The sequence below is a fragment of the Streptomyces roseoviridis genome, assembly GCF_039535235.1.
Taxonomy (GTDB): Bacteria; Actinomycetota; Actinomycetes; order Streptomycetales; family Streptomycetaceae; genus Streptomyces; species Streptomyces roseoviridis.
In genome coordinates, this window is record NZ_BAAAWU010000001.1 from 3,364,331 (window position 1) to 3,385,916 (window position 21,586).

Annotated in this window: 20 protein-coding genes and 1 pseudogene; 7 read left to right on the forward strand and 14 right to left on the reverse strand. The window is 72.9% G+C overall.

Going from position 1 to position 21,586, the window contains the following annotated elements; all coding sequences use genetic code 11:
• The 11 genes from ABD954_RS15170 to ABD954_RS15220 all read right to left on the reverse strand — a co-directional run bounded on the left by ABD954_RS15170 (position 1) and on the right by ABD954_RS15220 (position 10,624).
• Positions 1-984: a carbohydrate kinase family protein gene (locus tag ABD954_RS15170; RefSeq protein WP_345486568.1), complete on the reverse strand. Its 984-nt coding sequence runs from the start codon at positions 982-984 to the stop codon at positions 1-3.
• Positions 985-1,012: 28 nt separating this feature from the next.
• Entirely contained in the window at positions 1,013-2,221 is a 1,209-nt protein-coding gene (metK, locus tag ABD954_RS15175) for a methionine adenosyltransferase (protein WP_345486569.1), read from the reverse strand.
• Positions 2,218-2,469: a phosphopantetheine-binding protein gene (locus ABD954_RS15180; RefSeq protein ID WP_345486570.1), complete on the reverse strand. Its 252-nt coding sequence runs from the start codon at positions 2,467-2,469 to the stop codon at positions 2,218-2,220. The genes metK and ABD954_RS15180 overlap by 4 nt, the downstream gene beginning before the upstream one ends.
• Positions 2,470-2,486: 17 nt before the next feature.
• On the reverse strand, positions 2,487-3,014 hold the full coding sequence (gene acpS / locus ABD954_RS15185) for a holo-ACP synthase (protein WP_345486571.1): 528 nt from the start codon (positions 3,012-3,014) through the stop codon (positions 2,487-2,489).
• 1 nt (position 3,015) lies between these two features.
• Positions 3,016-3,927 carry a class-II aminoacyl-tRNA synthetase family protein gene (locus tag ABD954_RS15190; protein WP_345486572.1) on the reverse strand — a complete coding sequence of 304 codons (912 nt, stop codon included), beginning with the start codon at positions 3,925-3,927 and terminating at the stop codon, positions 3,016-3,018.
• Between the two features lie 37 nt (positions 3,928-3,964).
• Positions 3,965-4,858: a diiron oxygenase gene (locus ABD954_RS15195; RefSeq protein ID WP_345486573.1), complete on the reverse strand. Its 894-nt coding sequence runs from the start codon at positions 4,856-4,858 to the stop codon at positions 3,965-3,967.
• A gap of 179 nt (positions 4,859-5,037) precedes the next feature.
• On the reverse strand, positions 5,038-6,081 hold the full coding sequence (locus ABD954_RS15200) for a class I SAM-dependent methyltransferase (protein ID WP_345486574.1): 1,044 nt from the start codon (positions 6,079-6,081) through the stop codon (positions 5,038-5,040).
• A complete protein-coding gene (locus ABD954_RS15205) occupies positions 6,078-6,938 on the reverse strand; it encodes a class I SAM-dependent methyltransferase (protein ID WP_345486575.1) in 861 nt (286 codons plus the stop codon). The genes ABD954_RS15200 and ABD954_RS15205 overlap by 4 nt, the downstream gene beginning before the upstream one ends.
• 47 nt (positions 6,939-6,985) lie before the next feature.
• Positions 6,986-7,573, reverse strand: coding sequence for a MaoC family dehydratase (locus tag ABD954_RS15210; protein WP_345486576.1), 588 nt, complete (start codon positions 7,571-7,573; stop codon positions 6,986-6,988).
• A gap of 121 nt (positions 7,574-7,694) precedes the next feature.
• Positions 7,695-8,870, reverse strand: a complete 1,176-nt coding sequence (locus ABD954_RS15215; protein WP_345486577.1) for a trans-sulfuration enzyme family protein — start codon at positions 8,868-8,870, stop codon at positions 7,695-7,697.
• A 311-nt stretch (positions 8,871-9,181) separates the two neighbouring features.
• Positions 9,182-10,624, reverse strand: coding sequence for an MFS transporter (locus tag ABD954_RS15220; protein ID WP_345486578.1), 1,443 nt, complete (start codon positions 10,622-10,624; stop codon positions 9,182-9,184).
• A 168-nt stretch (positions 10,625-10,792) separates the two neighbouring features.
• On the opposite strand from ABD954_RS15220, the gene ABD954_RS15225 reads away from it, so the two are divergent.
• From ABD954_RS15225 to ABD954_RS15235, 3 genes are all read left to right on the forward strand, one after another.
• Positions 10,793-11,464, forward strand: a complete 672-nt coding sequence (locus ABD954_RS15225) for an HD domain-containing protein (protein WP_345486579.1) — start codon at positions 10,793-10,795, stop codon at positions 11,462-11,464.
• A gap of 333 nt (positions 11,465-11,797) precedes the next feature.
• Positions 11,798-13,006: a Cmx/CmrA family chloramphenicol efflux MFS transporter gene (locus tag ABD954_RS15230; RefSeq protein ID WP_345492193.1), complete on the forward strand. Its 1,209-nt coding sequence runs from the start codon at positions 11,798-11,800 to the stop codon at positions 13,004-13,006.
• Positions 13,007-13,049: 43 nt separating this feature from the next.
• Positions 13,050-14,075 carry a hypothetical protein gene (locus tag ABD954_RS15235; RefSeq protein ID WP_345486580.1) on the forward strand — a complete coding sequence of 342 codons (1,026 nt, stop codon included), beginning with the start codon at positions 13,050-13,052 and terminating at the stop codon, positions 14,073-14,075.
• A 161-nt stretch (positions 14,076-14,236) separates the two neighbouring features.
• Here ABD954_RS15235 and ABD954_RS15240 read toward each other — a convergent pair.
• Positions 14,237-14,497: pseudogene (locus ABD954_RS15240) on the reverse strand (DUF4031 domain-containing protein); the annotation flags it as partial.
• A 13-nt stretch (positions 14,498-14,510) separates the two neighbouring features.
• The gene (locus tag ABD954_RS15245) at positions 14,511-14,867 is read right to left on the reverse strand and encodes a hypothetical protein (RefSeq protein ID WP_345486581.1); all 357 of its coding nucleotides are present in this window, start codon (positions 14,865-14,867) and stop codon (positions 14,511-14,513) included.
• A gap of 127 nt (positions 14,868-14,994) precedes the next feature.
• Between ABD954_RS15245 and ABD954_RS15250 the strand changes: the two genes are divergently transcribed.
• Genes ABD954_RS15250 through ABD954_RS15260 form a run of 3 tightly spaced genes read left to right on the forward strand, consistent with a single transcriptional unit; the run spans position 14,995 to position 18,797 of the window.
• A complete protein-coding gene (locus ABD954_RS15250; RefSeq protein ID WP_345486582.1) occupies positions 14,995-15,999 on the forward strand; it encodes a MurR/RpiR family transcriptional regulator in 1,005 nt (334 codons plus the stop codon).
• Between the two features lie 25 nt (positions 16,000-16,024).
• Positions 16,025-16,954 (forward strand): N-acetylmuramic acid 6-phosphate etherase, encoded by a 930-nt coding sequence (gene murQ / locus ABD954_RS15255; protein ID WP_345486583.1) that lies wholly within the window; start codon positions 16,025-16,027, stop codon positions 16,952-16,954.
• Positions 16,955-16,994: 40 nt separating this feature from the next.
• On the forward strand, positions 16,995-18,797 hold the full coding sequence (locus tag ABD954_RS15260) for a PTS transporter subunit EIIC (RefSeq protein WP_345486584.1): 1,803 nt from the start codon (positions 16,995-16,997) through the stop codon (positions 18,795-18,797).
• Here the strand turns inward: ABD954_RS15260 and ABD954_RS15265 are convergent.
• Positions 18,794-20,341 carry an alpha/beta hydrolase gene (locus ABD954_RS15265; protein WP_345486585.1) on the reverse strand — a complete coding sequence of 516 codons (1,548 nt, stop codon included), beginning with the start codon at positions 20,339-20,341 and terminating at the stop codon, positions 18,794-18,796. The two genes, ABD954_RS15260 and ABD954_RS15265, sit on opposite strands and share 4 nt — an antisense overlap.
• A 100-nt stretch (positions 20,342-20,441) precedes the next feature.
• Here ABD954_RS15265 and ABD954_RS15270 point away from each other — a divergent pair, with 100 nt between their 5' ends.
• Positions 20,442-21,425 carry an aldo/keto reductase gene (locus tag ABD954_RS15270; protein WP_345486586.1) on the forward strand — a complete coding sequence of 328 codons (984 nt, stop codon included), beginning with the start codon at positions 20,442-20,444 and terminating at the stop codon, positions 21,423-21,425.
• Positions 21,426-21,586: the final 161 nt, after the last annotated feature.

The window sequence follows — 21,586 nt, forward strand, 5'->3', positions numbered from 1 at the left end:
TCAGCTCAGCCCCCTCAGATGTGTCACCAGTTCGGCGGTGCAGCCCATGCCGTAGGTGGTCCTGATCCGGTCCAGGAGCGGCTCCCGGTGCAGCCGGTACTCCTGCGTCCCCACGTAGTCGAGGACGGTGGCGGCGACCGCGCAGCCCAGCTGGGCGGCGCAGCGTTCGGGCACGCCCCACAGCGTTCCGGCGAGGAATCCGGCCCGGAAGGCGTCGCCGACGCCGGTCGGGTCGACGACGCCCGCGACGGGCACGGCGGGCACGGCGAGCGGGGCCCGGCCCTCGCCGCGGATGCGGACGCCGGCCTCGCCGTGGGTGGTGATCCAGGTGCCGACGCGGCTCAGCACGTCCGCCTCGGACCAGCCGGTCTTCTCCAGGAGCAGGGCGGTCTCGTACTCGTTGGTGAACAGGAAGCGTGCCCCGTCCACCAGCTCCCCCACCTGCCCGCCGTCGAGCCGCGCGAGCTGCTGCGAGGGGTCGGCGGCAAAGGGGATCTTGAGCTCGCGGCAGGTGCGGGAGTGCCGCAGCATCGCCTCGGGGTCGTCCGGGGAGACCAGGACGAGTTCGAGGCGCCCGGTCCGGGCGACGACCTCCCGCAGGTCGATCTCGCGGGCCTCGGCCATCGCACCGGCGTAGAAGGTGGCGATCTGGTTCTGTGCCCGGTCGGTGGTGCAGACGAACCGGGCGGTGTGGAGCGACTCGCTGACGCGCACCGAGTCGGTGTCCACACCGTGGTCCTTCAGCCAGATCCGGTACGGCTCGAAGTCGGCGCCGACCGCGCCCACGAGGACGGGACGCAGGCCGAGCACGCCGAGCCCGAAGGCGATGTTCGCTGCCACTCCGCCGCGCCTGACCTCCAGGTTGTCGGCGAGGAACGACAGGGAGACCCGGTCGAGGCGGTCGGCGATCAGCTGATCGCTGAACCACCCCGGGAAGGTCATCAGATGGTCGGTCGCGATGGATCCGGTGACAGCGATGCGCATGTCGACTCCCTCAGCTCCCTCTGCTTCCTCAGCGCCCCGCGGCCGTCTTCAGGGCCTCGGCGCGGTCGGTGCGCTCCCAGGTGAAGTCGGGGAGCTCGCGGCCGAAGTGCCCGTAGGCGGCGGTGGCGGCGTAGATGGGGCGCTTGAGGTCGAGGTCGCGGATGATCGCGGCCGGCCGCAGGTCGAAGACCTCGCTCACGGCCTGCTGGATCTCCTCGTCCGGCAGCGTGCCCGTGCCGAAGGTCTCGACGAAGAGGCCGACCGGCTCGGCCTTGCCGATGGCGTAGGCGACCTGGACCTCGCAGCGCCTCGCGAGCCCGGCGGCGACGACGTTCTTCGCGACCCAGCGCATGGCGTACGCGGCCGAGCGGTCCACCTTCGACGGGTCCTTGCCGGAGAACGCGCCGCCGCCGTGCCGCGCCATGCCGCCGTACGTATCGATGATGATCTTGCGGCCGGTGAGCCCGGCGTCGCCCATCGGACCGCCGACCTCGAAGCGCCCGGTCGGGTTGACCAGGAGCCGGTAGCCGTCGGACTCCAGGGTCACGCCCTCCTCGACGAGCTCCTTGAGGACGTGCTCGACGACGTACGCGCGGATGTCCGGGGTCAGCAGGCCCTCGACGGAGATGTCGGCGGCGTGCTGGCTGGAGACGACCACCGTGTCGAGCCGGACCGGCCGGTCGCCGTCGTACTCGATGGTGACCTGGGTCTTGCCGTCGGGGCGCAGGTACGGGACGGTGCCGTTCTTGCGGACCTCGGTGAGGCGACGCGACAGCCGGTGCGCCAGGGCGATCGGCAGCGGCATCAGCTCGGCGGTGTCGTCACAGGCGTAGCCGAACATCAGGCCCTGGTCGCCGGCGCCCTGTGCGGCGAGCTCGTCACCGGCGCCCTCGACCCGGGACTCGTAGGCGGTGTCGACGCCCTGCGCGATGTCCGGCGACTGGGCGCCGATGGACACCGACACACCGCAGGAGGCGCCGTCGAAGCCCTTCGCCGAGGAGTCGTAGCCGATGTCGAGGACGGCGTCGCGCACCAGCTGGGCTATCGGCGCGTACGCGTTGGTCGTGACCTCGCCGGCGATGTGGACCTGGCCGGTGGTGATCAGCGTCTCGACCGCCACCCTGGAGTGCGGGTCCTCGGCGAGGAGGGCGTCGAGGACGGTGTCGCTGATCCGGTCGGCGATCTTGTCGGGATGGCCCTCGGTGACCGACTCCGAGGTGAACAGGCGGCGGCTCATGCCTGGACCTCCGCCGGCGCCTTGAAGAAGTGCTGCTCGATGGCGCCGAGGGTCCGGATGGAGTCGACCTCCAGGGTCTCCATCTGGATGGCGGTGCCGCTCTCCTGCTCCAGCAGGAAGACGAACTCGACGAAGGACAGCGAGTCGATGAGCCGGTTCTCGATCAGGTCGAGGTCGGGCGCGATGTCGTCGCGCTCGGGGTGCCGCTCGAGGATCCAGTTCTTCACCGTCTGCAGGCCGTCGGCCATGATTGCTCTCCTTTTCGCTACTGCTCGATGGGGGTGCTGGATACGGGTGGGGCGGTGGATACGGGTGGGGCGGTGGATACGGGTGAGGCGGTGGATACGGGTGGGGTGGTGGATACGGGTGGGGTGGGGGCGATGATCGGCGCCGCGACCGCGACCGCGTAGTCGACGTCGTGGCTGATGGACACGGTGATCTCGGAGATGCCGGACTCCCGGGCCATCTCGGCCGCCGGTCCGCGCAGCTCGACCAGCGGCCAGCCGCCCTCGGAGCGCCGTACGACGATGTCGGGCCAGGGCAGGAACCTGCCGCGCACGCGCAGCGTCTTGAAGGCCGCCTCCTTGGCCGCGATCCGGCCGCACAGGCTCAAGACGTCGAGCCCGTCGGCGGTGCGGCAGTCGGCGAGTTCGCCGGGGGTGAGCATCCGCTCGAAGAACTTCTCCCCGTACTGGGTGAGAAGCCTGCGGACACGGTTGACGGACACGATGTCCATGCCGAGGTTCGCCCAGCCCAGGCCGCCCGCCGGCGGGGCGACGGGACGGGCCGGCACGTCAGATCACCGGCCCGGCCGCGCCGCTCGCACCGGCCCGCAGGCGGGCGTTCGCGTCGAGGACCGCCCGCGTGGCGGCGTCCCAGCCGCCGTGCCGGCGGGTGAGCGCCGACAGCCACCGTTCCAGGCCGAAGGCGACACAGCTGGTGAAGGCGGGGCCGCCGGTGGACTCCAGGGTGATGGCGCAGCGCTCGCCGAAGAAGTTCCGGTGCGTGTTGACCGAGGCGATCGCCAGGTCCTCGTACAGGAACTCGTGCTTCACGGGGGTGAGCCGCTGGAGCAGGGCCTTCGAGCCGCCCTTGTCGAAGAACGGGTCGCAGGCGGCCTCCTTGCGCAGCGGCAGGTCGAGGGCCTCGGCGAAGGCGTGGACGCGGGCGGTGAAGGCGGCGAGGTGGTTCTCGGCGTGCTCGCGCCCGCCGATGGCGACGACCTCCCGCATGCGGAAGCCGAGCTGGCGCCGCATGCCCTCGTAGTGGGTCTCCTTGCGGAAGCACCAGGAGCAGACCGTGACGAGGGTGTCGTCGGCGACCCGGGTGCCCTGGTGGGCGAGGTAGACGGCGTAACAGGACGCCGAGGGCAGTCCGAGCGCGGCCGGTTCGAGCGCGGCGGTCGGAAAGCGGCCGGTGTCGGTGTCGAAGGGCGTGGTCGCGCGGCGCTCCAGGTCGAGCGGGGCGGCGACGACGGCCTGGTGGGGGAAGTTGTCGTAGTAGTCGAGCCGGGCCAGGTCGGCGGCCGGCAGCAGCGGGGGCATGGTCATCGGGCGGGCTCCCGCGGCCACTCCCCAGCCCTCGAAGGTGTCGTCGAGGAGCCGCAGCAGTCGGGTCGCCTCCGGTCCGAGCGTGGGCAGGCCCCTGGCGCCGCCGGCGGCGGCGGCCTCGGGTTCCCCGACGCTCGCGGGGGTCGTCACGGTCATGGTCGGTGCACCTCTCGGTGGGAGGTTCCTGGGGGACTCAGACGACGGGCAGCGTGTCGTCGGAGAAGATCCCGGTCTTCAGGAAGAAGGACAGCGGCTTGCGGATCGCCTTGCGCTCGTGCGGGCGGCGGCGCTCGTCGGCGACGAGGCTGTTGCGCAGCGCGAGGGGGTCGGGGATGCCGGCGTCGCGGTACACGTGCGGGTTGTAGAGCGAGTTGATGCTGTAGACGACGTACCGCTTGAGGTACGCCTCGACCTCGCGGACCCGCTCGGCACTGACCGCCTGGCACATCCGCTGGTGGAGGAGGGAGACCAGCTCGCGCCCGAAGGCGATGTGGCGGGACTCGTCCTGGTGGTGGATGCGGTTGACCTCGCGGATGGTGTGGCACAGGGAGTCGTCCTTGGCCATCCGGGAGTTGTAGTGGTCGACCAGCTCCTCGAAGAACAGGATGCGGGTGAAGACCAGGAAGTTCTCGACCTCCGGCTCCCAGGCGGCGTCGGCGCGCATGGCGGTGGATCCGTAGATCTTGTGGCCGTAGCGCCGGCAGAACTCGGAGAAGAACCACATGTGTTCGTTCTCCTCGCCGATGAAGTGGTGGAAGAAGTCCGAGGGGACCTCGAAGCCCGGCATGTGGATGCGGCCGACGACCTCGATGAGGAGCTCGCGGATGCCGTGCACGTTGAGGCTGTAGAAGTTGACGGACTCCCACTTCGACAGGCGCTGAAGCGTTTCCTCGCCGAGGGTGTCATAGTGCTCGGTGCCGTAGACGGTGAGCAGCTCCGGAGTCATCCAGAAACGGTTCTCCTCCAGCGTCTCGGGCCACTGGAAGGTCTGGTACGGGTTGTAGTAGTCCTCGACGGAACGCTCGCTGAGCCGCTCCAGGACTTCCATGAACCGGTCGGTGACCGGCAGGGGGGCCGTGGCGCCCATGGTGTAGCTCCTTCTTTCTTCGTGGCTCGGTCCACCTCCGGGGCGCCTGAGCCGAGCTCACAGCACCGACCGTGCTCGACCCCTCGTTCCTCGGGGCCTGCGCGCGCTCGGCACTGTTCCCTCGGCGCGCCCCTTCGGCTCACTCGCCCTCGGGGTGGCCGGACGGGCCGGGCGGCGGGTCAGGGGCGGACTTCGTAGACCGCGTTGACCGGGGTCTCGGTGGCCCGGCGCCAGCGGGTGAAGCCGGCCTCCTCGGCGATGGCGCGGAAGGCCCTCTCGCCGGAGTGGTTGCCGAGCGCGTGCGGGCCGCGCTGGGCGACCGCGACGGGCAGGCACATCACGGCGGACAGGGCCATGAACATGCGGGCGGCGGGGGTCTGGGTGTCGATGTCGGCGGGCGAGACGTTCGACTCGACGAGCATCCAGGTGCCGTCCGCGTCCAGCGACTTGTGGACGTGCTGGGCGGCGGCGACCGGGTCGCCCATGTCGTGCAGGGCGTTGAAGAAGCAGACCAGGTCGTAGCCGGAGCCCGGGTAGTCGTCGGCGGAGGCGACCTCGAAGACCACCCGGTCGGACAGGCCGGCCTCCTCGGCGAGCTGCCGGGCGAGGGAGACGGCCTCTTCGGAGTAGTCGAAGCCGTACACCGTGGCGTTCGGGAAGGCCCTGGCGATCAGCAGGGTGGTGTGGCCGACGCCGCAGCCGACGTCGGCGACGGTGCCGCCGGCGGCCAGCTTGTCGGTGACCTCGTGCAGCGCGGGCAGCCAGTCGGGGACGAGCTTGTGCTCGTACGTCGGCTGGAAGAAGGAGCCCATACCGGTGTCGAGCGCCGGGTCGTGCTCGGCCCAGCCGACGCCGTCGCCGCTGCGGTACGCCTCGACGAGCAGGTCCTCCGTGGCGTACAGCGCCTTCAGGGCGGTGAAGAACCCGGCGGCGAAGGTGACGGCGGCCGGGTCGGCCAGCACCTCGACGTGGTCGGCGGGCAGGGTGTACGTCAGCGAGCTCGGGTGCCGCTCCACGTACCCGGCGGAGAGCTGGGCGTGCAGCCACTCCTCGATGTAGCGCTCGTTGGTGCCGGTCTTCTCGGCGAGCTGGGCGGCGGTGAGCGGGCCGTGCGCGGCGAGCGCCTTGTAGAGGCCGAGCCGCTCGCCGAGGGCGACGGTCAGGCCGCGGACGGCCGCGCCGGCGTCGGTGATGACCTTCTGGTGGAAGTCGTGGGCGCTCATGCGGCCTTCTCCTCCTGGTTGCCCTGGTAGCCGTTCGTGGTGGGGAGCTCGCACGTGAACAGGAAGGAGCGGGGCACGCGCGGGACGGCGCGCGCGGGGACCGGGTAGGGCCAGCGGCCGAAGTCGGCACCGGGCTCACCCGGCTGCCTGACCTCCAGCACGTCCCAGCCGCACGCGTCGAGCAGCGCCTCGGGCTCCTCGGTGCCGAAGAGCCACGGGTTGCCGTCCTCCTTCAGGGCGCTGAGGAAGGTCCGGGCCAGCGGGTTCTCCAGGGCGGCCCTGGAGATGACGTCGCCGAGCAGCACGGAGCCGGGGGCCGCGTGCGCGGACAGGGTCGACAGGAGGGTCCGTACGGCCTCCTCCGGCAGGAAGAACAGCAGGCCCTCGACCACCCACAGGACGGGCTCGTCGCTCTTCCACCCCGCCTCCTTCAAGGGGCCGGTCCAGTCCTGGGTGAGGTCGACCGGGACGGTGATCCGGGTGCGGCCGGCCGGCTGCGGCTCGTCCGCGAGCATGCCGGCCTTGGCCTCCAGGAGCGCCGGGCGGTCGAGCTCGTAGACGGTGATGCCGTCGGGCCAGGGCAGCCGGAAGAACCGGGTGTCCATGCCGGCGGCGAGGAAGACCACCTGGCGGATGCCGCGCTCCTCCACCGCCTTGACGATGGCGCGGTCCAGGTAGGTGGTGCGGATGGCGAGGAACGGCACGGTGCCGCCGCCGGCGTAGCGCTCGAGCAGTTCGAAGCCGATCTCGTCGGCGACGGTGCGCGCGTAGGGATCGGCGAACAGCCGGTCCTCGCGCTCGGTCTCCAGGGCGCGCGCGGCGGCGGTCCACTGGGCGGTGCGGGATACGGCCTCCACAGGAGGTCCCCCTTCACTGGTGGTGGTGAGGTTCGAAACGGCCGTGTTCAGCCGGAGACCGGCACGGCGACGGCGGCCGGGGTGCCGGTCGCGGCGGGGGCGACCGCCGCGACCGGGCTCTGCGCGGGGCGCGAGCAGCACCCGGCCGGATCCGCGGCCGCGGGCATCGACGACTGATGGGCGGCCTCGGCTCCGGCGGGACGGCGCCGGAAGATGCTGTGCAGGATCATGCTGAACACGGCCGTCCCGTCGGCGGCCACCAGCGTGCAGCGCGGCTTGACGGTGCCGCTGGTGGGGTTGAACGGCGACGGGGTCGCGCCAAGGATCTCCACCCGCGCCCTGAGGACGTCACCGGGGCGTACGGGCCGCAGGTAGCGGACCTCGTCGATGCCGGGCGAGCCCATGCAGGCGCTGTAGGCGAGCAGTCCGTCGACGTAGCGGCGCATGAACATCGCCTGGGTGTGGAAGCCGCTGGCGATCAGCCCGCCGAACGGCGAGTCCTCGGCGAGCTCGGGGTCCGTGTGGAAGGGCTGCGGGTCGAAGCGCTTTCCGAAGTCCAGCACCTCCTCCGCCGTGACGGTGACGGTGCCCAGCTCGTGGACGTCACCGGGCCGGAAGTCCTCGAAGTAGCGCATCGTGCGCCCCCCTTGACCTAGGAGTGGTCGTTCCCTGGCATCACCCAATCTACGAATTAGCCATTTCTTTTGTCAACCCAAAAGAAGGACCGTGCAAGGCGGTTTCTCGCCCCAACGCGCCTCAGCCGAGGGCCTGTTCGATGTCGGCCCACAGGTCCTCGACCGCCTCGATCCCGACCGACATCCGCACGAGCCCCGGCCCGATCCCGGCCGCGGCCAGCGCATCGGCGTCCAGCTCGCGGTGCGAGGTGGACGCCGGGTGGGTCACCAGGGACTCGACGCCGCCGAGCGACAGGGCGAGCCGGGCCACCCGTACGCGCTCGATGAAGGCCCTCCCCGCCTCCCGGCCGCCCGCGAGCTCGAAGGAGAGCAGCCCGCCGCCGCCCGTGAGGACCTTGCGGGCCGTGCCGTACGAGGGATGGCCGGGGAGCATCGGATAGTGCACGGCCGTGACGTCGGGGCGGGCGGTCAGGCGCTCGGCGAGCACGGCCGCGTTCAGGCAGTGCTCGCGCATCCGCAACGGCAGGGTGGCGATCCCGCGCAGGGTCAGCCAGGCCGCGAACGGATCCGCGCACGCGCCCAGTTCGACCGTGCGCGGCCAGACGGCCCGGCGCAGCTCGTCGTCGGCGAAGACGGCGGCGCCGCCGAGGACGTCGGAGTGGCCGGAGAGGTACTTGGTCGTGGAGTGGACGACCACGTCCGCACCGAGCTCGATCGGCCGGCACAGGACGGGGGAGGCGAGCGAGTTGTCGACCACGCTCGTCACACCCGCCCTGCGGGCGGCGGCGAGCAGCCCGGGCAGGTCGGGCACCTGCCCGGTGGGGTTGGCCACCGTCTCCAGGACCAGGAGCCGGGTGGCGGGGTGCCGGGCGGCCGCCTCGAACTCGGCCGGGTCGTCGCCGGAGACGTAGGTGACCGTGATGCCGTGGCGGGCGGCCAGGTCCGACAGGACGGCGTAGGTCCCGCCGTACAGGCAGCGCTGGGCCACCACGCGGTCACCGGGCTTGAGGAGCGCGAGCAGCACCCCGCTGATCGCGCCCATGCCGGAGGCGAAGGCGATGGCCCCGGCGCCGCCCTCCAGATCGGCGAGGGTCCGCTCCAGGGCGCGTACGGTCGGGTTGCCGCGGCGGCTGTAGACGTAGTTGCCGTCGGGTCCGGCCATCGCCTCGGCGAGCTCGTCGGCGGAGTCGAAGGCGAAGGCGGACGACTGCACGAGGGGCACGGACAGCGGCCGGCTGCCCGGGACGGGCGGCTCGTGGGAGACGTGGACGGCCCGGGTGTTCAGGTCCAGATCCATGGGGACTTCCTCTCGGGGCGGAGGCAAGGGCGTACGGGACGGTGCGCACGGGCCGCCGGACGGGCCGCCCGGGCGGGTGCCGGACGGGCCGCCGAGCGGGCCGCCGGGCGGGGTGCCGGACGGGTGCCGGGCGGAGGGCCGGGCGAGCCGCCGGACGGGTGCCGAACGGGCCGCCGGGCGAGCCGCCGGGCGGGGTGCCGTACGCGAAAGGGCGCCGCAGGAAAGAGGAGGCGCCGTACGAAAAGGGGGCCGCCCGACGGCCGGTGAACGGACATCGGGCGGCCCCGCGGAATCGGGGACGTGGCGCCGGGTCAGACGGTGACCTTGTCGCCCTGCTGCTCGGCGGCGGGGGCGGGGGCCCCGGCGGCGAGCGCCTTGTCGCTCTTCATGACGAGGAGGGTGATCACACCGCCGACGGCGGCGATGACCGCGGCGCCGATGAAGGCGGCGGAGAAGCCCTCGGTGAGCCTGGGCAGGTTGCCGAGCTCGGCGGCGCCCTGGGACATGGCGACCGCGGTGAGGGCGGCGAGGCCGAGCGCGGAGCCGACGTTGTAGGTGGTGTTGACGATGCCGGAGGCCAGGCCGGCCTGCTCCTGCGGGGCGCCGGACATGGCGGCGATCATCGCCGGGATGTAGGCGAGGGACATGCCGAGCGCGGCGACCAGCGAGGCGGGCAGGACGTCGACGACGAAGGAGCCGGTGGGCTCGACGGCGGCCAGCCAGACCAGGCCGGCGGCGAGGACGAGCAGACCGACGCCGATGAGCGGCTTGGCCCCGACCTTCGCCATGAGCTTGGCGGTGATGGCCGTCATGAAGACCATCAGCAGGCCCGTCATGGGCAGCAGGGCGGCACCGGAGGCGAAGGCCCCGTAGCCGAGGACCTGCTGGAGGTAGAGGTTGAGGAAGTACCACATCGGGATCCAGGCGGCGCCGAGCAGCGTCATGGCCAGGTTGGCGGAGCCGAGGCGCGGGACCCGCCAGACGCTGAGCGGCATGAGGGGCTCGCGGACGGCCTTCTGGATCACGAAGAAGAGGATGATGAGGGCGGCGGCACCGGCCAGCTCCAGGACGGTGGCGGGGGCGCTCCAGCCGACCTCGGGGGCGCGGACGACCGCGAAGACGCCGAGCGCGAGACCGGCGGTGACGGCGACGGCGCCGAGGACGTCGACGGAGCCGCGCCGGGACCCGACGTCCGGGAGGAGCTTGGTCGCGGCGAGGGTCGCGATGCCGATCGGGACGTAGATGATGAAGCACCACTGCCAGGCGGCCCACTCGGTGAAGACGCCGCCGAGGAACACGCCCGCGGTGCCGCCGGCCGGGGCCGCGGCGCCGTAGAGCGCCATCGCCTTGCCGAGCTCCTTCGGGTCGTGCATGAACAGCATCATCAGCAGCGTCATGGCGGAGGGCGCGATGAGCGCACCGCCGACGCCCTGGACGGCACGGCCGGCGATCTCGACCCAGGCGGTCTGCGCGGCCGCGGCGAGGATCGATCCGGCGATCATGACCACCCAGCCGGAGACGAAGATCTTGCGGGCTCCGACGAGGTCGGAGAGGCGGCCGCCGAGGAGCAGCAAACCGCCGAAGACGATCACGTAGGCGTTGAAGACCCACTGGAGCTCGCCCTGGGAGAAGCCGAGCTCCTTCTGCATCTCGGGGAGCGCGACTCCGATGATCGAGGTGTCCATGATGACCATGAACTGCGCGGCGGCGAGCACGGCAAGTGCCCACCAGCGCCGGGGATTGACGGTTGACATTGCCCTGACCCTTCGCTCGCGGTTACATACCCCTGGGGGGTACCTGCACGCAGCACCGTAGCATACCCATGGGGGGTATGTAAGAGAGAGATGAGGGCGTGCGGGGCGCACGGAGGAAGCAGTGCTTCCGGCCCGCGCGCCGGGCCACGGGCGGGCAGAATGCCCTTCATGACCGCCGAGCCGAGCACCGTCCGCGACCAGGAACTCCTGACCCGCTGGACCGCCACCCTCCTCGCCGCCCGCGCCGGCCGCGAAGGCCCGGACCCCCTCCCGTACGGCCGCGAGCTGCTGACCCGCTGGTCGGAGCCGCAGCGTCGGTACCACACCGTCGACCACCTGCGGGCGGTCCTCGACCGCGTCGACGAACTGACCGACCAGGGCGGCGAGGGCGGGGAACTGGAGTTGGTCCGGCTCGCCGCCTGGTTCCACGACGCCGTCTACCGCCCGGACCGCTCCGAGAACGAGGAACGCTCCGCCGCCCTGGCCGAACGGGCCCTCACCGAGGCGGGCCTCACCCCGCGCGAGGTCACCGAGGTCGCCCGCCTGGTCCGCCTCACCACCACCCACGACCCGGAGCCGGGCGACCTCAACGGCGAGACCCTGTGCGACGCGGACCTGGCGATCCTGGCGAGCGACCCGGATACCTACGAGGGGTATACGAAGGCGGTCCGCGAGGAGTACGCCTTCGTCCCGGACGACGCCTTCCGCGAGGGCCGGGCGGCCGTCCTCCGCCACCTCCTCGCACTGCCGCGACTGTTCCGCACTCCGTACGGCGCGGCGGCATGGGAGGAACGGGCACGGGCGAACGTGGAGTGGGAACTGGAGGGGCTGGCGGGATAGAGGTGGCGGGGGTGCGGGTCTGGGCCCTGCCGGGGTGACCGTGTCGGGTGTGCTTCTGGATCGGCCGCCCTCTCTCCGAGTGTGGCCCCCTCCGCCGGCCCCTCAAGGGCGCTCCCTTGGGTCGCGTCGCTGCGCGATGGCCTTTGGCCCCCCTTGACCGGCCGGCTCCGGGTGCGACCACCCCCGCCCGGGCCCGCCCCCCGCACTACAGCACCCGACGGCCGTCTCGGATCCCGAGATTTCGCTGGGAGAGGAAATGACAGGGGTCACGGACTGGTTGCCCATGTCATGCCGTCGACCAACGCCGAAGCCGCCGTGCCCTCCCCCACCCGCATGCCCCTGGCCGTCTACATCCTCGGCCTGTCCGTCTTCGCGCTCGGCACGAGCGAGTTCATGCTCTCCGGGCTGCTGCCGCCCATCGCGGAGGACATGGGCGTCTCCATCCCCCGCGCCGGTCTGCTCATCTCGGCCTTCGCCATCGGCATGGTCATCGGCGCCCCGCTGCTCGCCGTCGCCACCCTCCGGCTGCCCCGCAAGACCACCCTCATCGCGCTGATCACCGTCTTCGGCCTCGGCCAGGTCGCCGGGGCGCTCGCGCCGAACTACGCCGTGCTCTTCGCCTCGCGCGTGGTGAGCGCCCTGGCCTGCGCCGGGTTCTGGGCCGTGGGCGCGGCCGTCGCCATCGCGATGGTGCCGGTCGGCTCCCGGGCCCGTGCCATGGCCGTCATGATCGGCGGTCTGTCGATCGCCAACGTGCTCGGCGTCCCCGCCGGTGCCTTCCTCGGCGAGCACCTCGGATGGCGCTCCGCCTTCTGGGCCGTCGGCGTCGCCTCCGCGATCGCCCTCGTCGGCGTGATCACCCGCATCCCGCACATCCCGCTGCCCGAGACCCGGCCCCGCCTCAAGAGCGAGCTGGTCATCTACCGCGACCGGCAGGTGCTGCTCTCCGTCCTGATCACCGCCCTCGCGGCCGGCGGCGTCTTCTGCGCCTTCTCCTACCTGGCCCCGCTGCTCACCGACGTCTCCGGCCTCGACGCCGGCTGGGTCTCCGGCGTCCTCGGCCTCTTCGGCATCGGCGCCCTCATCGGTACGTACATCGGCGGCCGGGTCGCCGACGCCCACCTCTTCGGCGTCCTCCTCAGCGGCATCACCGCCTCCACCGTCTTCCTCGTGGCGCTCGCCCTGCTGGCGTCCAGCCCCGTCGCCACGATCACGCTGACCTTCCTCCTCGGCGTCTCCGCCTTCTACACCGCCCCGGCCCTCAACGCCCGCATGTTCAACGTCGCCGGCGCCGCCCCCACCCTCGCCGGCGCCACCACCACCGCCGCCTTCAACCTCGGCAACACCGGCGGCCCCTGGCTCGGCGGCACCGTCATCGACGCCGGTCTCGGCTACGCCTCCCCGGCCTGGGCCGGCGCGGCCATGGCCCTGCTCGCGCTGGGCACGGTCGCGGTCTCACTGCGGCTGACCAGGTCGCGTTCGCGCATCGTGACGCGGTCCTCCGCCCGCCAGCCGGAAGAGTCCCGCGTATCGTCTCGCTGACCCTCCGACTGGAGGGGTACACGTCAACGAGAGAGCAGGGCCCGTGCAGCACCCCGTGCGCTTCCGAACCATCCGTGCCGCCGCCGCGACGGCCGGAGCACTCCTCCTCGCCCTCGCGGGCGCGGTGTCGACCCCCGCGCCCGCGCACGCCGCCTCCGGCGACTTCACGTACGAGGTGACCCGCAACGCCGAGACGTACCTCGACGTTCCGGGCACCGCCGTCACCTTCGACGCGGCGGCCGGGGAGCGCTCGTTCCTGTGGTCGCGCTTCTTCTCCACCGAGCCGGTCGACACCCTCTCGGCCGGGGACAACATCGGCACCACCTTCGCCGTCCGCTGCCGCAACGCCGACGGCACCGCCCTGCCCGCCGGCACCGAGGCCGGGGTGTACTGGGCCGCCAACCTGGTGCCCACGATCGAGAGCAGGCTGACCTCTGCCCTGCGCTGGGTGTTCGTCGCGCCCGCGGACGGCAGCTACACCTGCCGGCTGTCGATCGTCTCGTACTCCTCCATCATCGTGAACGGCCGTACCGTCACCATGCGCGTGCCGGCCGGCGCCGAACTCGCTCGGCAGACCGAACCCGTCTACACCGACCAGTCCCGCTGGACCCTGCTCGCGGGCAGCGGCACCACGGTCGCCCGCGCCACCACCGCCACCACCCTCGGGTACACCGTCACGCCGACCGCCGGAAACCGGATCTCCCTCTACCAGGACGCGGCCCTGTCGACCTGCGCCGCCGGCTCGTCGATCTGCTCGGGCGGCTCCACCGCCTACGACGGCACCGTCGTCGAGACGTGGGTCGAAGCCCAGCCCCGCAACGCCGACGGCTCCCTGTGCGGCGGCCCGATCGCGGGCCCCGTCTCGCGCTGGAACATCACCAACGCCAAGCACCACCAGACCGCGGCGAACACCCTCACCCTGACCACCGCCCAGCTCGGCGGCTGCACCCAGGTCCGCACGACGCTGAAGGTGCGCAACGTCAGCGGCAACCCGGTCAAGATCCACGACGGCTACGCGTCAGGCACGATCGCGGCCACCCACGGCTCGGCGATCACCTACACCGTCTGACGAACCGTCCCGCCGCCGGGGGCTGAGCGGACCGCCCCGACTCGCTACCCCTCGTAGCGCGGCAGGCGCTCCCCCTGCGCCGGCCGGACCCCCGGCCCGCCGCCCGACCAGCCCTGGGGCTGGCCCTCCGGCCAGTCCCGGGGCTCCTCGGGCCAGTCCTCGGGACGGCCCTTCGGCCGGCGCAGGCCCGCCGCCGTCAGGAGGCGGACGATCTCCTTCGAGCCGACCTCGACGGCGCCTGCCGCCACCGCGGAGGCGTACCGGTCGGACGGGATGTCGTAGTGGTCGCGCTCGAAGGCGCGCGGCGGGCAGCCGATGGCCGCGGCGAAGGCGTGCAGCTCCTCGAAGGAGACGTCACTGACGAGGTGCGACCACATGCGGCCGTGGCCCGGCCAGGTCGGCGGGTCGATGTAGAGGGTCACGCCGCCGCCCCCGTCACGTCAGGCCGCCGATGGGCGCCACCCGCACGCCCTGCTTGCCGCACACCCAGTGCGGGTCGGGGCCCATCTCCGGTTCGACGTCGAGGGCGTGCGGGTCGCCCGAGGAGCAGACCGGGCACAGCGGCCAGCGGCCGTACCGTTCGAGCAGGGCGTCCTGCACGTCCTGGGCGACCAACCCGGCCACGAAGGCGCGCCCCTCGGGCCACTGCTCCACCCACCAGCGGCGGTGGGCCACGGCGTCCTCCACCATCGAGACGACCTCGGCCATGCCGACCCGGCGGGCCGACAGGTCGGCGAGGATCAGGGCACGGGCGGCGTGAAGGGCCTGTTCCACGGGGTCGATCTCGTCCATGCTCACATTCTGCGCCCCCGCCTCGTCCCGGACCAACGGCCCGCTCCGATCCGGGACGCCCGGGGACGGCCTGGGCAGGGCGGGAGGAGGTCTTGACGCCCCCTGGAGCCGAAAATATCTTTCAACAGTGACCAATGAAGTGAAGGAAAGTTTCACAAGCGGGGGCAGACCCGGCGCCCCGGCCCCCGGAACGGCGACCCCGCGCACGGCGGCCCCGGCCGCCCCCGGTGCCGCGACCGCCGGCGGCGCCGCCCCGCCCGCCCCCGCCGCCCTCGCGGCCAAGGTCCGGACCCTCGCCCCCTCCATGACCCGCTCCATGCAGCGGGTCGCCGAGGCCGTCGCCGGAGACCCGGCCGGCTGCGCCGCCCTCACGGTCACCGGCCTCGCCGAGCTCACCGGCACCAGCGAGGCGACCGTCGTCCGCACCGCCCGCCTCCTCGGCTACCCCGGCTACCGCGACCTGCGCCTCGCCCTCGCCGGCCTCGCCGCCCAGCAGCAGTCCGGCCGCGCGCCCTCCGTCACCGCCGACATCGCCGTCGACGACCCCGTCGCCGACGTCGTCGCCAAACTCGCCTACGACGAGCAGCAGACCCTCGCCGACACCGCCGCCGGCCTCGACACCGTCCAGCTCGGCGCCGCCGTCGCCGCCCTCGCCACCGCCCGCCGCATCGACATCTACGGCATCGGCGCCTCCGGCCTGGTCGCGCAGGACCTCGCCCAGAAACTCCTCCGCATCGGCCTGATCGCCCACGCCCCCAGCGACCCGCACCTGGCCGTCACCAACGCCGTACAGCTCCGCTCCGGCGACGTCGCCATCGCCATCACCCACTCCGGCTCCACCGGCGACGTCATAGAACCGCTCCGCGTCGCCTTCGACCACGGCGCCACCACCGTCGCCGTCACCGGCCGCCCGGACGGCCCGGTGAGCCAGTACGCCGACCACGTCCTGACCACCTCCACGGCCCGCGAGAGCGAACTTCGCCCGGCCGCGATGTCCTCCCGCACCAGCCAACTCCTGGTGGTGGACTGCCTGTTCACCTGCGTCACCCAGCGTACGTACGAGACGGCGGCCCCGGCCCTCGCGGCCTCGTACGAAGCGCTCGCACACCGCCACGCCCCCCGCACCCGCTGAACCACCCAGGAAAGAGCAGCCGCCCGTGCCGACCACGTACTCCGAACTGCGCGCCCAGCTCGCCACGCTCACCACCGAGGCCTTCCGCCCCGAGCTCGCCGAGATCGACCGGCTGCCCACCGCCGAGATCGCCGCGCTCATGAACCAGGAGGACCAGACCGTCCCCACCGCCGTGGCCCGGCAGCTCCCGGCGATCGCCGCCGCCATCGACGCGACGGCCGAGCGGATGGCCCGCGGCGGACGGCTCCTCTACCTCGGCGCCGGCACCGCCGGCCGGCTCGGCGTCCTCGACGCCAGCGAGTGCCCGCCCACCTTCAACACCGACCCCTCCGAGGTCGTCGGCCTCATCGCCGGCGGCCCCACCGCCATGGTCAAGGCCGCCGAGGGCGCCGAGGACTCCAAGGAACTCGCCGTCGCGGACCTCACCGCGCTCGGCCTCACCGCCGACGACACCGTCGTCGGCGTCTCCGCCTCCGGCCGCACCCCCTACGCCGTCGGCGCCGTCGAACACGCCCGCGCCCTCGGCGCGCTCACCATCGGCCTGTCCTGCAACGCCGACAGCGCGCTCGCCGCGGCCGCCGAGCACGGCATCGAGGTCGTGACCGGCCCCGAACTGCTCACCGGATCGACCCGGCTGAAGGCCGGCACGGCCCAGAAGCTCGTCCTCAACATGATCTCGACGATCACCATGATCCGGCTGGGCAAGACCTACGGAAACCTGATGGTCGACGTCCGCGCCTCCAACGACAAGCTCCAGGCCCGCTCACGCAGGATCGTGGCCCTCGCCACCGGAGCGACCGACGAGCAGATCGAGACCGCGTTGCGCTCCGCCGGCGGAGAGGTGAAGACCGCCATCCTGATGATCCTGGCCGACGTCGACGCCAAGACCGCCGAGCGCCGGCTGCAGGACACCCGGGGCCACCTGCGCGCCGCGCTGCACGCGACGACGGGCTGAGGCCCGTCTCGTACCCCTCACAGCAAGGCACCACCGCACCATGAGCCCAGACGACAACAGCAGCGCCCACGAAAAGAGCGGCACGAACGACAAGGACCGTGCGAACGACAAGGACCGTGCGAACGACAAGGGCGGCACCCACGACAAGCGCCGCCCGGACGGCGAGACCGGCACGGCCGACACGAACGGCACGGCCGACACGAGCAGCAGCGCCGACACGAGCAGCACGGCCGAGCGGACGCACCCCGCGGACAAGCACCGCGCCACCGCCGCCGCGATCCTCCCGCTCGTCGGCGGCGCCGGGAACGTCACCTCCGTGGCCCACTGCATGACCCGCCTCCGGCTCGGCCTGCGGGACCGCTCGCTCGTCCGGGACGAGGCCCTGCGGGCCCTGCCGCCCGTGCTCGGCGTGGTGGAGGACGACACGTACCAGATCGTCCTCGGCCCGGGCGCGGTCGCCCGCGTGACGCCGGAGTTCGAGGCCCTGGTGGCGTCCGGCGCCCCGCCGCGTACCGCCGAGGACCTCGCGGCGGCGGGCGCCGCGATCAGAGCCGCCCAGAAGGCGCGGAACGCCACGCCCTTCAAGCTCTTCCTGCGCCGGATCGCGAACATCTTCGTCCCGCTCATCCCCGCCCTCATCGGCTGCGGCATCATCGCCGGCCTCAACGGCCTGCTGATCAACCTCGGCCGGCTGCCCGCCCTCACCCCGGCGCTCACGGCCGTCGCGAGCGGCTTCATGGCCCTGATCGCGGTCTTCGTCGGCTACAACACGGCCAAGGAGTTCGGCGGCACGCCGATCCTCGGCGGCGCCGTCGCCTCCGTCATCGTCTTCGCCGGCGTCGCGAAGGTCGAAGTCCTCGGCCGGCCCCTCTCCCCCGGCCAGGGCGGCGTGCTCGGCGCGCTCGGCGCGGCGGTCCTCGCCGTGTACGTGGAGAAGTGGTGCCGCCGCAGGGTGCCCGAGTCCCTGGACGTCCTGGTCACTCCCACCGTCACCGTGCTCGTCGCCGGCCTGGCCACCGTCTACGGCCTGATGTACGTGGCCGGCGAGGTCTCCCGCGCCATCGGCGACGTCGCCGACTGGCTGCTCGCCCACGCGGGAGCCGGCGCCGGCCTCGTGCTCGGCGGACTGTTCCTGCCCCTGGTGATGCTCGGCCTCCACCAGACCCTCATCCCCATCCACACCACCCTCATCGAGCAGCAGGACTACACGGTCCTCCTGCCGATCCTCGCGATGGCGGGCGCGGGCCAGGTCGGCGCGGCGATGGCCGTGTACGTCAAGCTGCCCCGCAACCGCTCGCTCCGCCGCACCATCCGGTCCGCCCTCCCCGCCGGACTCCTCGGCGTCGGCGAACCCCTCATCTACGGCGTCTCCCTGCCGCTCGGCCGCCCCTTCGTCACCGCCTGCGTCGGCGGCGCCTTCGGCGGCGGTTTCGTCGGCTTCTTCAACATGCTGGGCGACAAGGTCGGCTCCACCGCCATCGGCCCCTCCGGCTGGGCCCTCTTCCCGCTCCTCGACGGCAACAAGGGCCTGGGCGAGACGGTGGCGATCTACGCGGGCGGGCTGCTGGTCGGTTACGTGACGGGTTTCCTGGCCACGTACTTCTTCGGCTTCAGCCGGGAGATGACCGAGGAGTTCGACGTGGAGACGGGGGACGTGGCGATGACGGGGGCGACGACCGCGGTGACGACTGCGGTGAGGACCGCGGCGGAGGCCGCCCCGGCCACGCGCCCCGCACGGGCATCCGCTCCCTCCGCTCCATCTCCCCCTCCCTCCGGAATCGCGGACCCCGACGCCGCCCCCGACGCGGACCCGGGCCCGGACCCCGACCGCGCCAGGGTCTAGCAGCGGATGTCGCCCGCCGGGCGCTCGCCCGTCAGCAGGAAGCGGGTCACCGTCCGGTCGCCGCACGCGTTGCCGTTGCTCAGGTACATGCCGTGGCCGCCGCGGTCGACGGAGACCAGACGGGCGCGGTCGCCGAGGGCCGCGCGCATCTTCAGGCCGCTGGAGTGCGGGGCGTTGGGGTCACGGAGGCCCTGGATCATGAGGATGTCGGACGGGCCCTCGTCGGTGAGCCGGACCGGCTTCTCGACCGGACCGCCCTTCCAGAAGGAGCAGGGCGTCACGTTCACGGGCATGCCCGCCGTCAGCGGGTGCGCGACGCGGTCGGCGGCGACCGCCCTCTCGTGGTCGCGGACCGAGCCGCGCCACCTCACGTCGTTGCAGACGACACCGAGGGCCACGGCCACGTCGGGGCCGGGCATGGGGCCGGCCAGCGCCGCCGGCAGGGCGGGCGTCGCCGTGGGCGTGCGGGCCTCCTGGACCAGGCGGGCGAAGCCCTCGAAGGAGGTGTCGGAGCCCAGCGCGTTGTGCAGGGCCTGGCGGAGCAGGTTGCCGGTGAGCGGCACGCCCGGCGTGGTCGAGGGCCTGGGCGTACGGTCCAGGCGGGCGGCCAGGCCGAGGACGAGGGGCCGGACGTCCTCGGGACGTTCGGCGAGCCGCAGCCCCGCCTGCGCCCGATCCGGGTGCGCCGCCCAGGCCGCGAAGTCGGGGAAGCGGTCCTCGACGCCCCGCGCCATGTCCCGCAGCCAGCCCTGCCCCACGGACCGCGGGTCGGGGTCGGCGCTGCTGTCGAGGACGACGCGGTCGGTACGGTGCGGGAACTCCTGCGCGTACCACGCGGTGACGTACGTGCTGTACGAGTGGGCCCACGCCGACACCTTGTCCTCGCCGAGCGCCTGCCGCAGCCGGTCCATGTCCCGGACCTCGTTGGCGGTGGTCAGGCTGCGCAGCTCGGCGCCGCCGTTGCGGGCGCAGGCCGCGGCGACCCGCCGGGAACGCTCGACGTTCTCGGCGATGGAGCCGTCGGCGGCCGGCCAGGCCCGCAGGGTCACCAGATGGCGGTCCTCGTCCCTGAGCCCGCAGTCCGCCTTCATGCTGCCGCCGACCCCGCGCGGGTCGAACGCCACCAGGTCGTACGCGCCGCCCAGCTCCCGCACCAGCGCCGCGCCCTTGCCGCTCAGCCGCTGCACACCCGAGTTGCCGGGCCCGCCGGGCAGGACGACAAGGGTGCCGCGCCGGGCGGCCGGGTCGGTGCTGCGGATCCGGGACACGGCCAGCCCGACCTGTCGGCCTCGGGGGTCCGCGTAGTCGAGGGGCACGGAGAGCGTGGCGCATTCCTGGCGGAGCCCGTCGGGACCACAGGGCGTCCAGGCGAGTGGAGCGGGGACCGTGGGGACAGGGACGGGGACGGCAGCAGGGACGGGGACGGCAGCAGGGGTGGGCGCGGCGGCGGGGGTGGCGGAAGCGGACGGCGTGGCGGTGAGGCCGGTCGCGAGGGTGACGGAAGTGAGGCCGAGCAGAAGAGAGTTGCGCAGGCGAGAGGTCATGGGGAAACCTTCGTCGCCCACCCGCGCCCGACCCATCCCGCAGGCAGGCCACTCCGCAGTAGGGCCAACCCCCGCTCCGTACCAGGGAGATCACCACCGCATGACCACGGACACCACCACGGACACCACCACGGACACCACCACGGACACCACCGCTGACGTCCCCGTCCCCGTCTCCGCTTCCGCCTCCGGCACCTGGAGGCTGGGCGACCTGACGGTGAACCGCATCGGCTTCGGCGCGATGCGCCTGCCCCAGACCGGCCAGGCGCTGATCGAGAACGCCGTACCGAGGGACCGCGACCAGGCGATCGCCGTCCTCCGCAGGGCCGTCGAGCTCGGCGTCAATCACATAGATACCGCCGCCTTCTACTTCTCCCCGCTCCGTTCCGCCAACGAGCTGATCAACAGCGCCCTGGCCCCTTCCGGCCGCTACCCCGACGACCTCGTCATCGCCACCAAGGTGGGCCCGGCGCGGGACGCGTCGGGCGCCTGGGTCAGCCACGCCGGGACGCCGGAGGCACTGCGCGGCCAGGTCGAGGAGAACCTGCGCCAGCTGGGCCGCGACCACCTCGACGTCGTCAACCTCCGCGTCCTCGGCACCGACTCGGTCGCCGAACGCTTCGGCGCCCTCGCCGCACTCCGGGAGGCGGGCCTGATCCGCCACCTCGGCCTGTCCAACGTCACGCCCGAGCAACTGGAGGAGGCGCGGCGGATCGCCCCCGTGGTGTGCGTGCAGAACATGTACGGGATCGGCGTACGCCCCGAGTACGCGGAGTTCGTCCGCCGCTGCGGCGAGCTGGGCATCGCGTTCGTGCCGTTCTACGCGATCGCGGCGGCCGGCCGGGAGAGCGGGGCCGGCGCGACGGCGGAGCCGGAGGAACTCCTCGCCGTGGCCCGCGCCCACGACGCGAGCCCGGCCCAGATCCGCCTCGCCTGGATCCTCCACCAGGGCCCCCACCTGCTGGCGATCCCGGGCACCGGCGACCCGGCGCACCTGGAGGCGAACGTCGCGGCGGGCACCCTGCGCCTCGCGCCCGAGGAGCTGGCCCGCCTGGACGGGGTGCACCGGGCGGAGGAGGACTGACGGTCGGCCGGGGGGCGTGGGTGCTGCGGGCTGGACGTCCGGGGGCCATCCCACCGAGGGCTGGACGTGGCTGCGTCCCCGGACGTCCGGGGTCCCGCTTCCGGGGGTCTGGACGTCCGAGGGTCCCCGTCCGGGGGTCCGGATGTCCGGGGCCCCCCGTC

Excerpts from the sequence above, each read along its gene's own strand:
- metK (WP_345486569.1), bottom strand. The coding sequence starts at position 2,221 with ATGAGCCGCCGCCTGTTCACCTCGGAGTCGGTCACCGAGGGCCATCCC.
- ABD954_RS15265 (WP_345486585.1), bottom strand. The coding sequence starts at position 20,341 with ATGACCTCTCGCCTGCGCAACTCTCTTCTGCTCGGCCTCACTTCCGTC.
- ABD954_RS15210 (WP_345486576.1), bottom strand. The coding sequence starts at position 7,573 with ATGCGCTACTTCGAGGACTTCCGGCCCGGTGACGTCCACGAGCTGGGC.
- ABD954_RS15220 (WP_345486578.1), bottom strand. The coding sequence starts at position 10,624 with ATGTCAACCGTCAATCCCCGGCGCTGGTGGGCACTTGCCGTGCTCGCC.
- ABD954_RS15230 (WP_345492193.1), top strand. The coding sequence starts at position 11,798 with ATGCCCCTGGCCGTCTACATCCTCGGCCTGTCCGTCTTCGCGCTCGGC.
- ABD954_RS15200 (WP_345486574.1), bottom strand. The coding sequence starts at position 6,081 with ATGAGCGCCCACGACTTCCACCAGAAGGTCATCACCGACGCCGGCGCG.
- ABD954_RS15245 (WP_345486581.1), bottom strand. The coding sequence starts at position 14,867 with ATGGACGAGATCGACCCCGTGGAACAGGCCCTTCACGCCGCCCGTGCC.
- ABD954_RS15170 (WP_345486568.1), bottom strand. The coding sequence starts at position 984 with ATGCGCATCGCTGTCACCGGATCCATCGCGACCGACCATCTGATGACC.
- ABD954_RS15190 (WP_345486572.1), bottom strand. The coding sequence starts at position 3,927 with ATGACCGTGACGACCCCCGCGAGCGTCGGGGAACCCGAGGCCGCCGCC.
- ABD954_RS15180 (WP_345486570.1), bottom strand. The coding sequence starts at position 2,469 with ATGGCCGACGGCCTGCAGACGGTGAAGAACTGGATCCTCGAGCGGCAC.
- ABD954_RS15225 (WP_345486579.1), top strand. The coding sequence starts at position 10,793 with ATGACCGCCGAGCCGAGCACCGTCCGCGACCAGGAACTCCTGACCCGC.
- ABD954_RS15195 (WP_345486573.1), bottom strand. The coding sequence starts at position 4,858 with ATGGGCGCCACGGCCCCCCTGCCGGTCACCGACCGGTTCATGGAAGTC.
- ABD954_RS15260 (WP_345486584.1), top strand. The coding sequence starts at position 16,995 with ATGAGCCCAGACGACAACAGCAGCGCCCACGAAAAGAGCGGCACGAAC.
- ABD954_RS15215 (WP_345486577.1), bottom strand. The coding sequence starts at position 8,870 with ATGGATCTGGACCTGAACACCCGGGCCGTCCACGTCTCCCACGAGCCG.
- ABD954_RS15270 (WP_345486586.1), top strand. The coding sequence starts at position 20,442 with ATGACCACGGACACCACCACGGACACCACCACGGACACCACCACGGAC.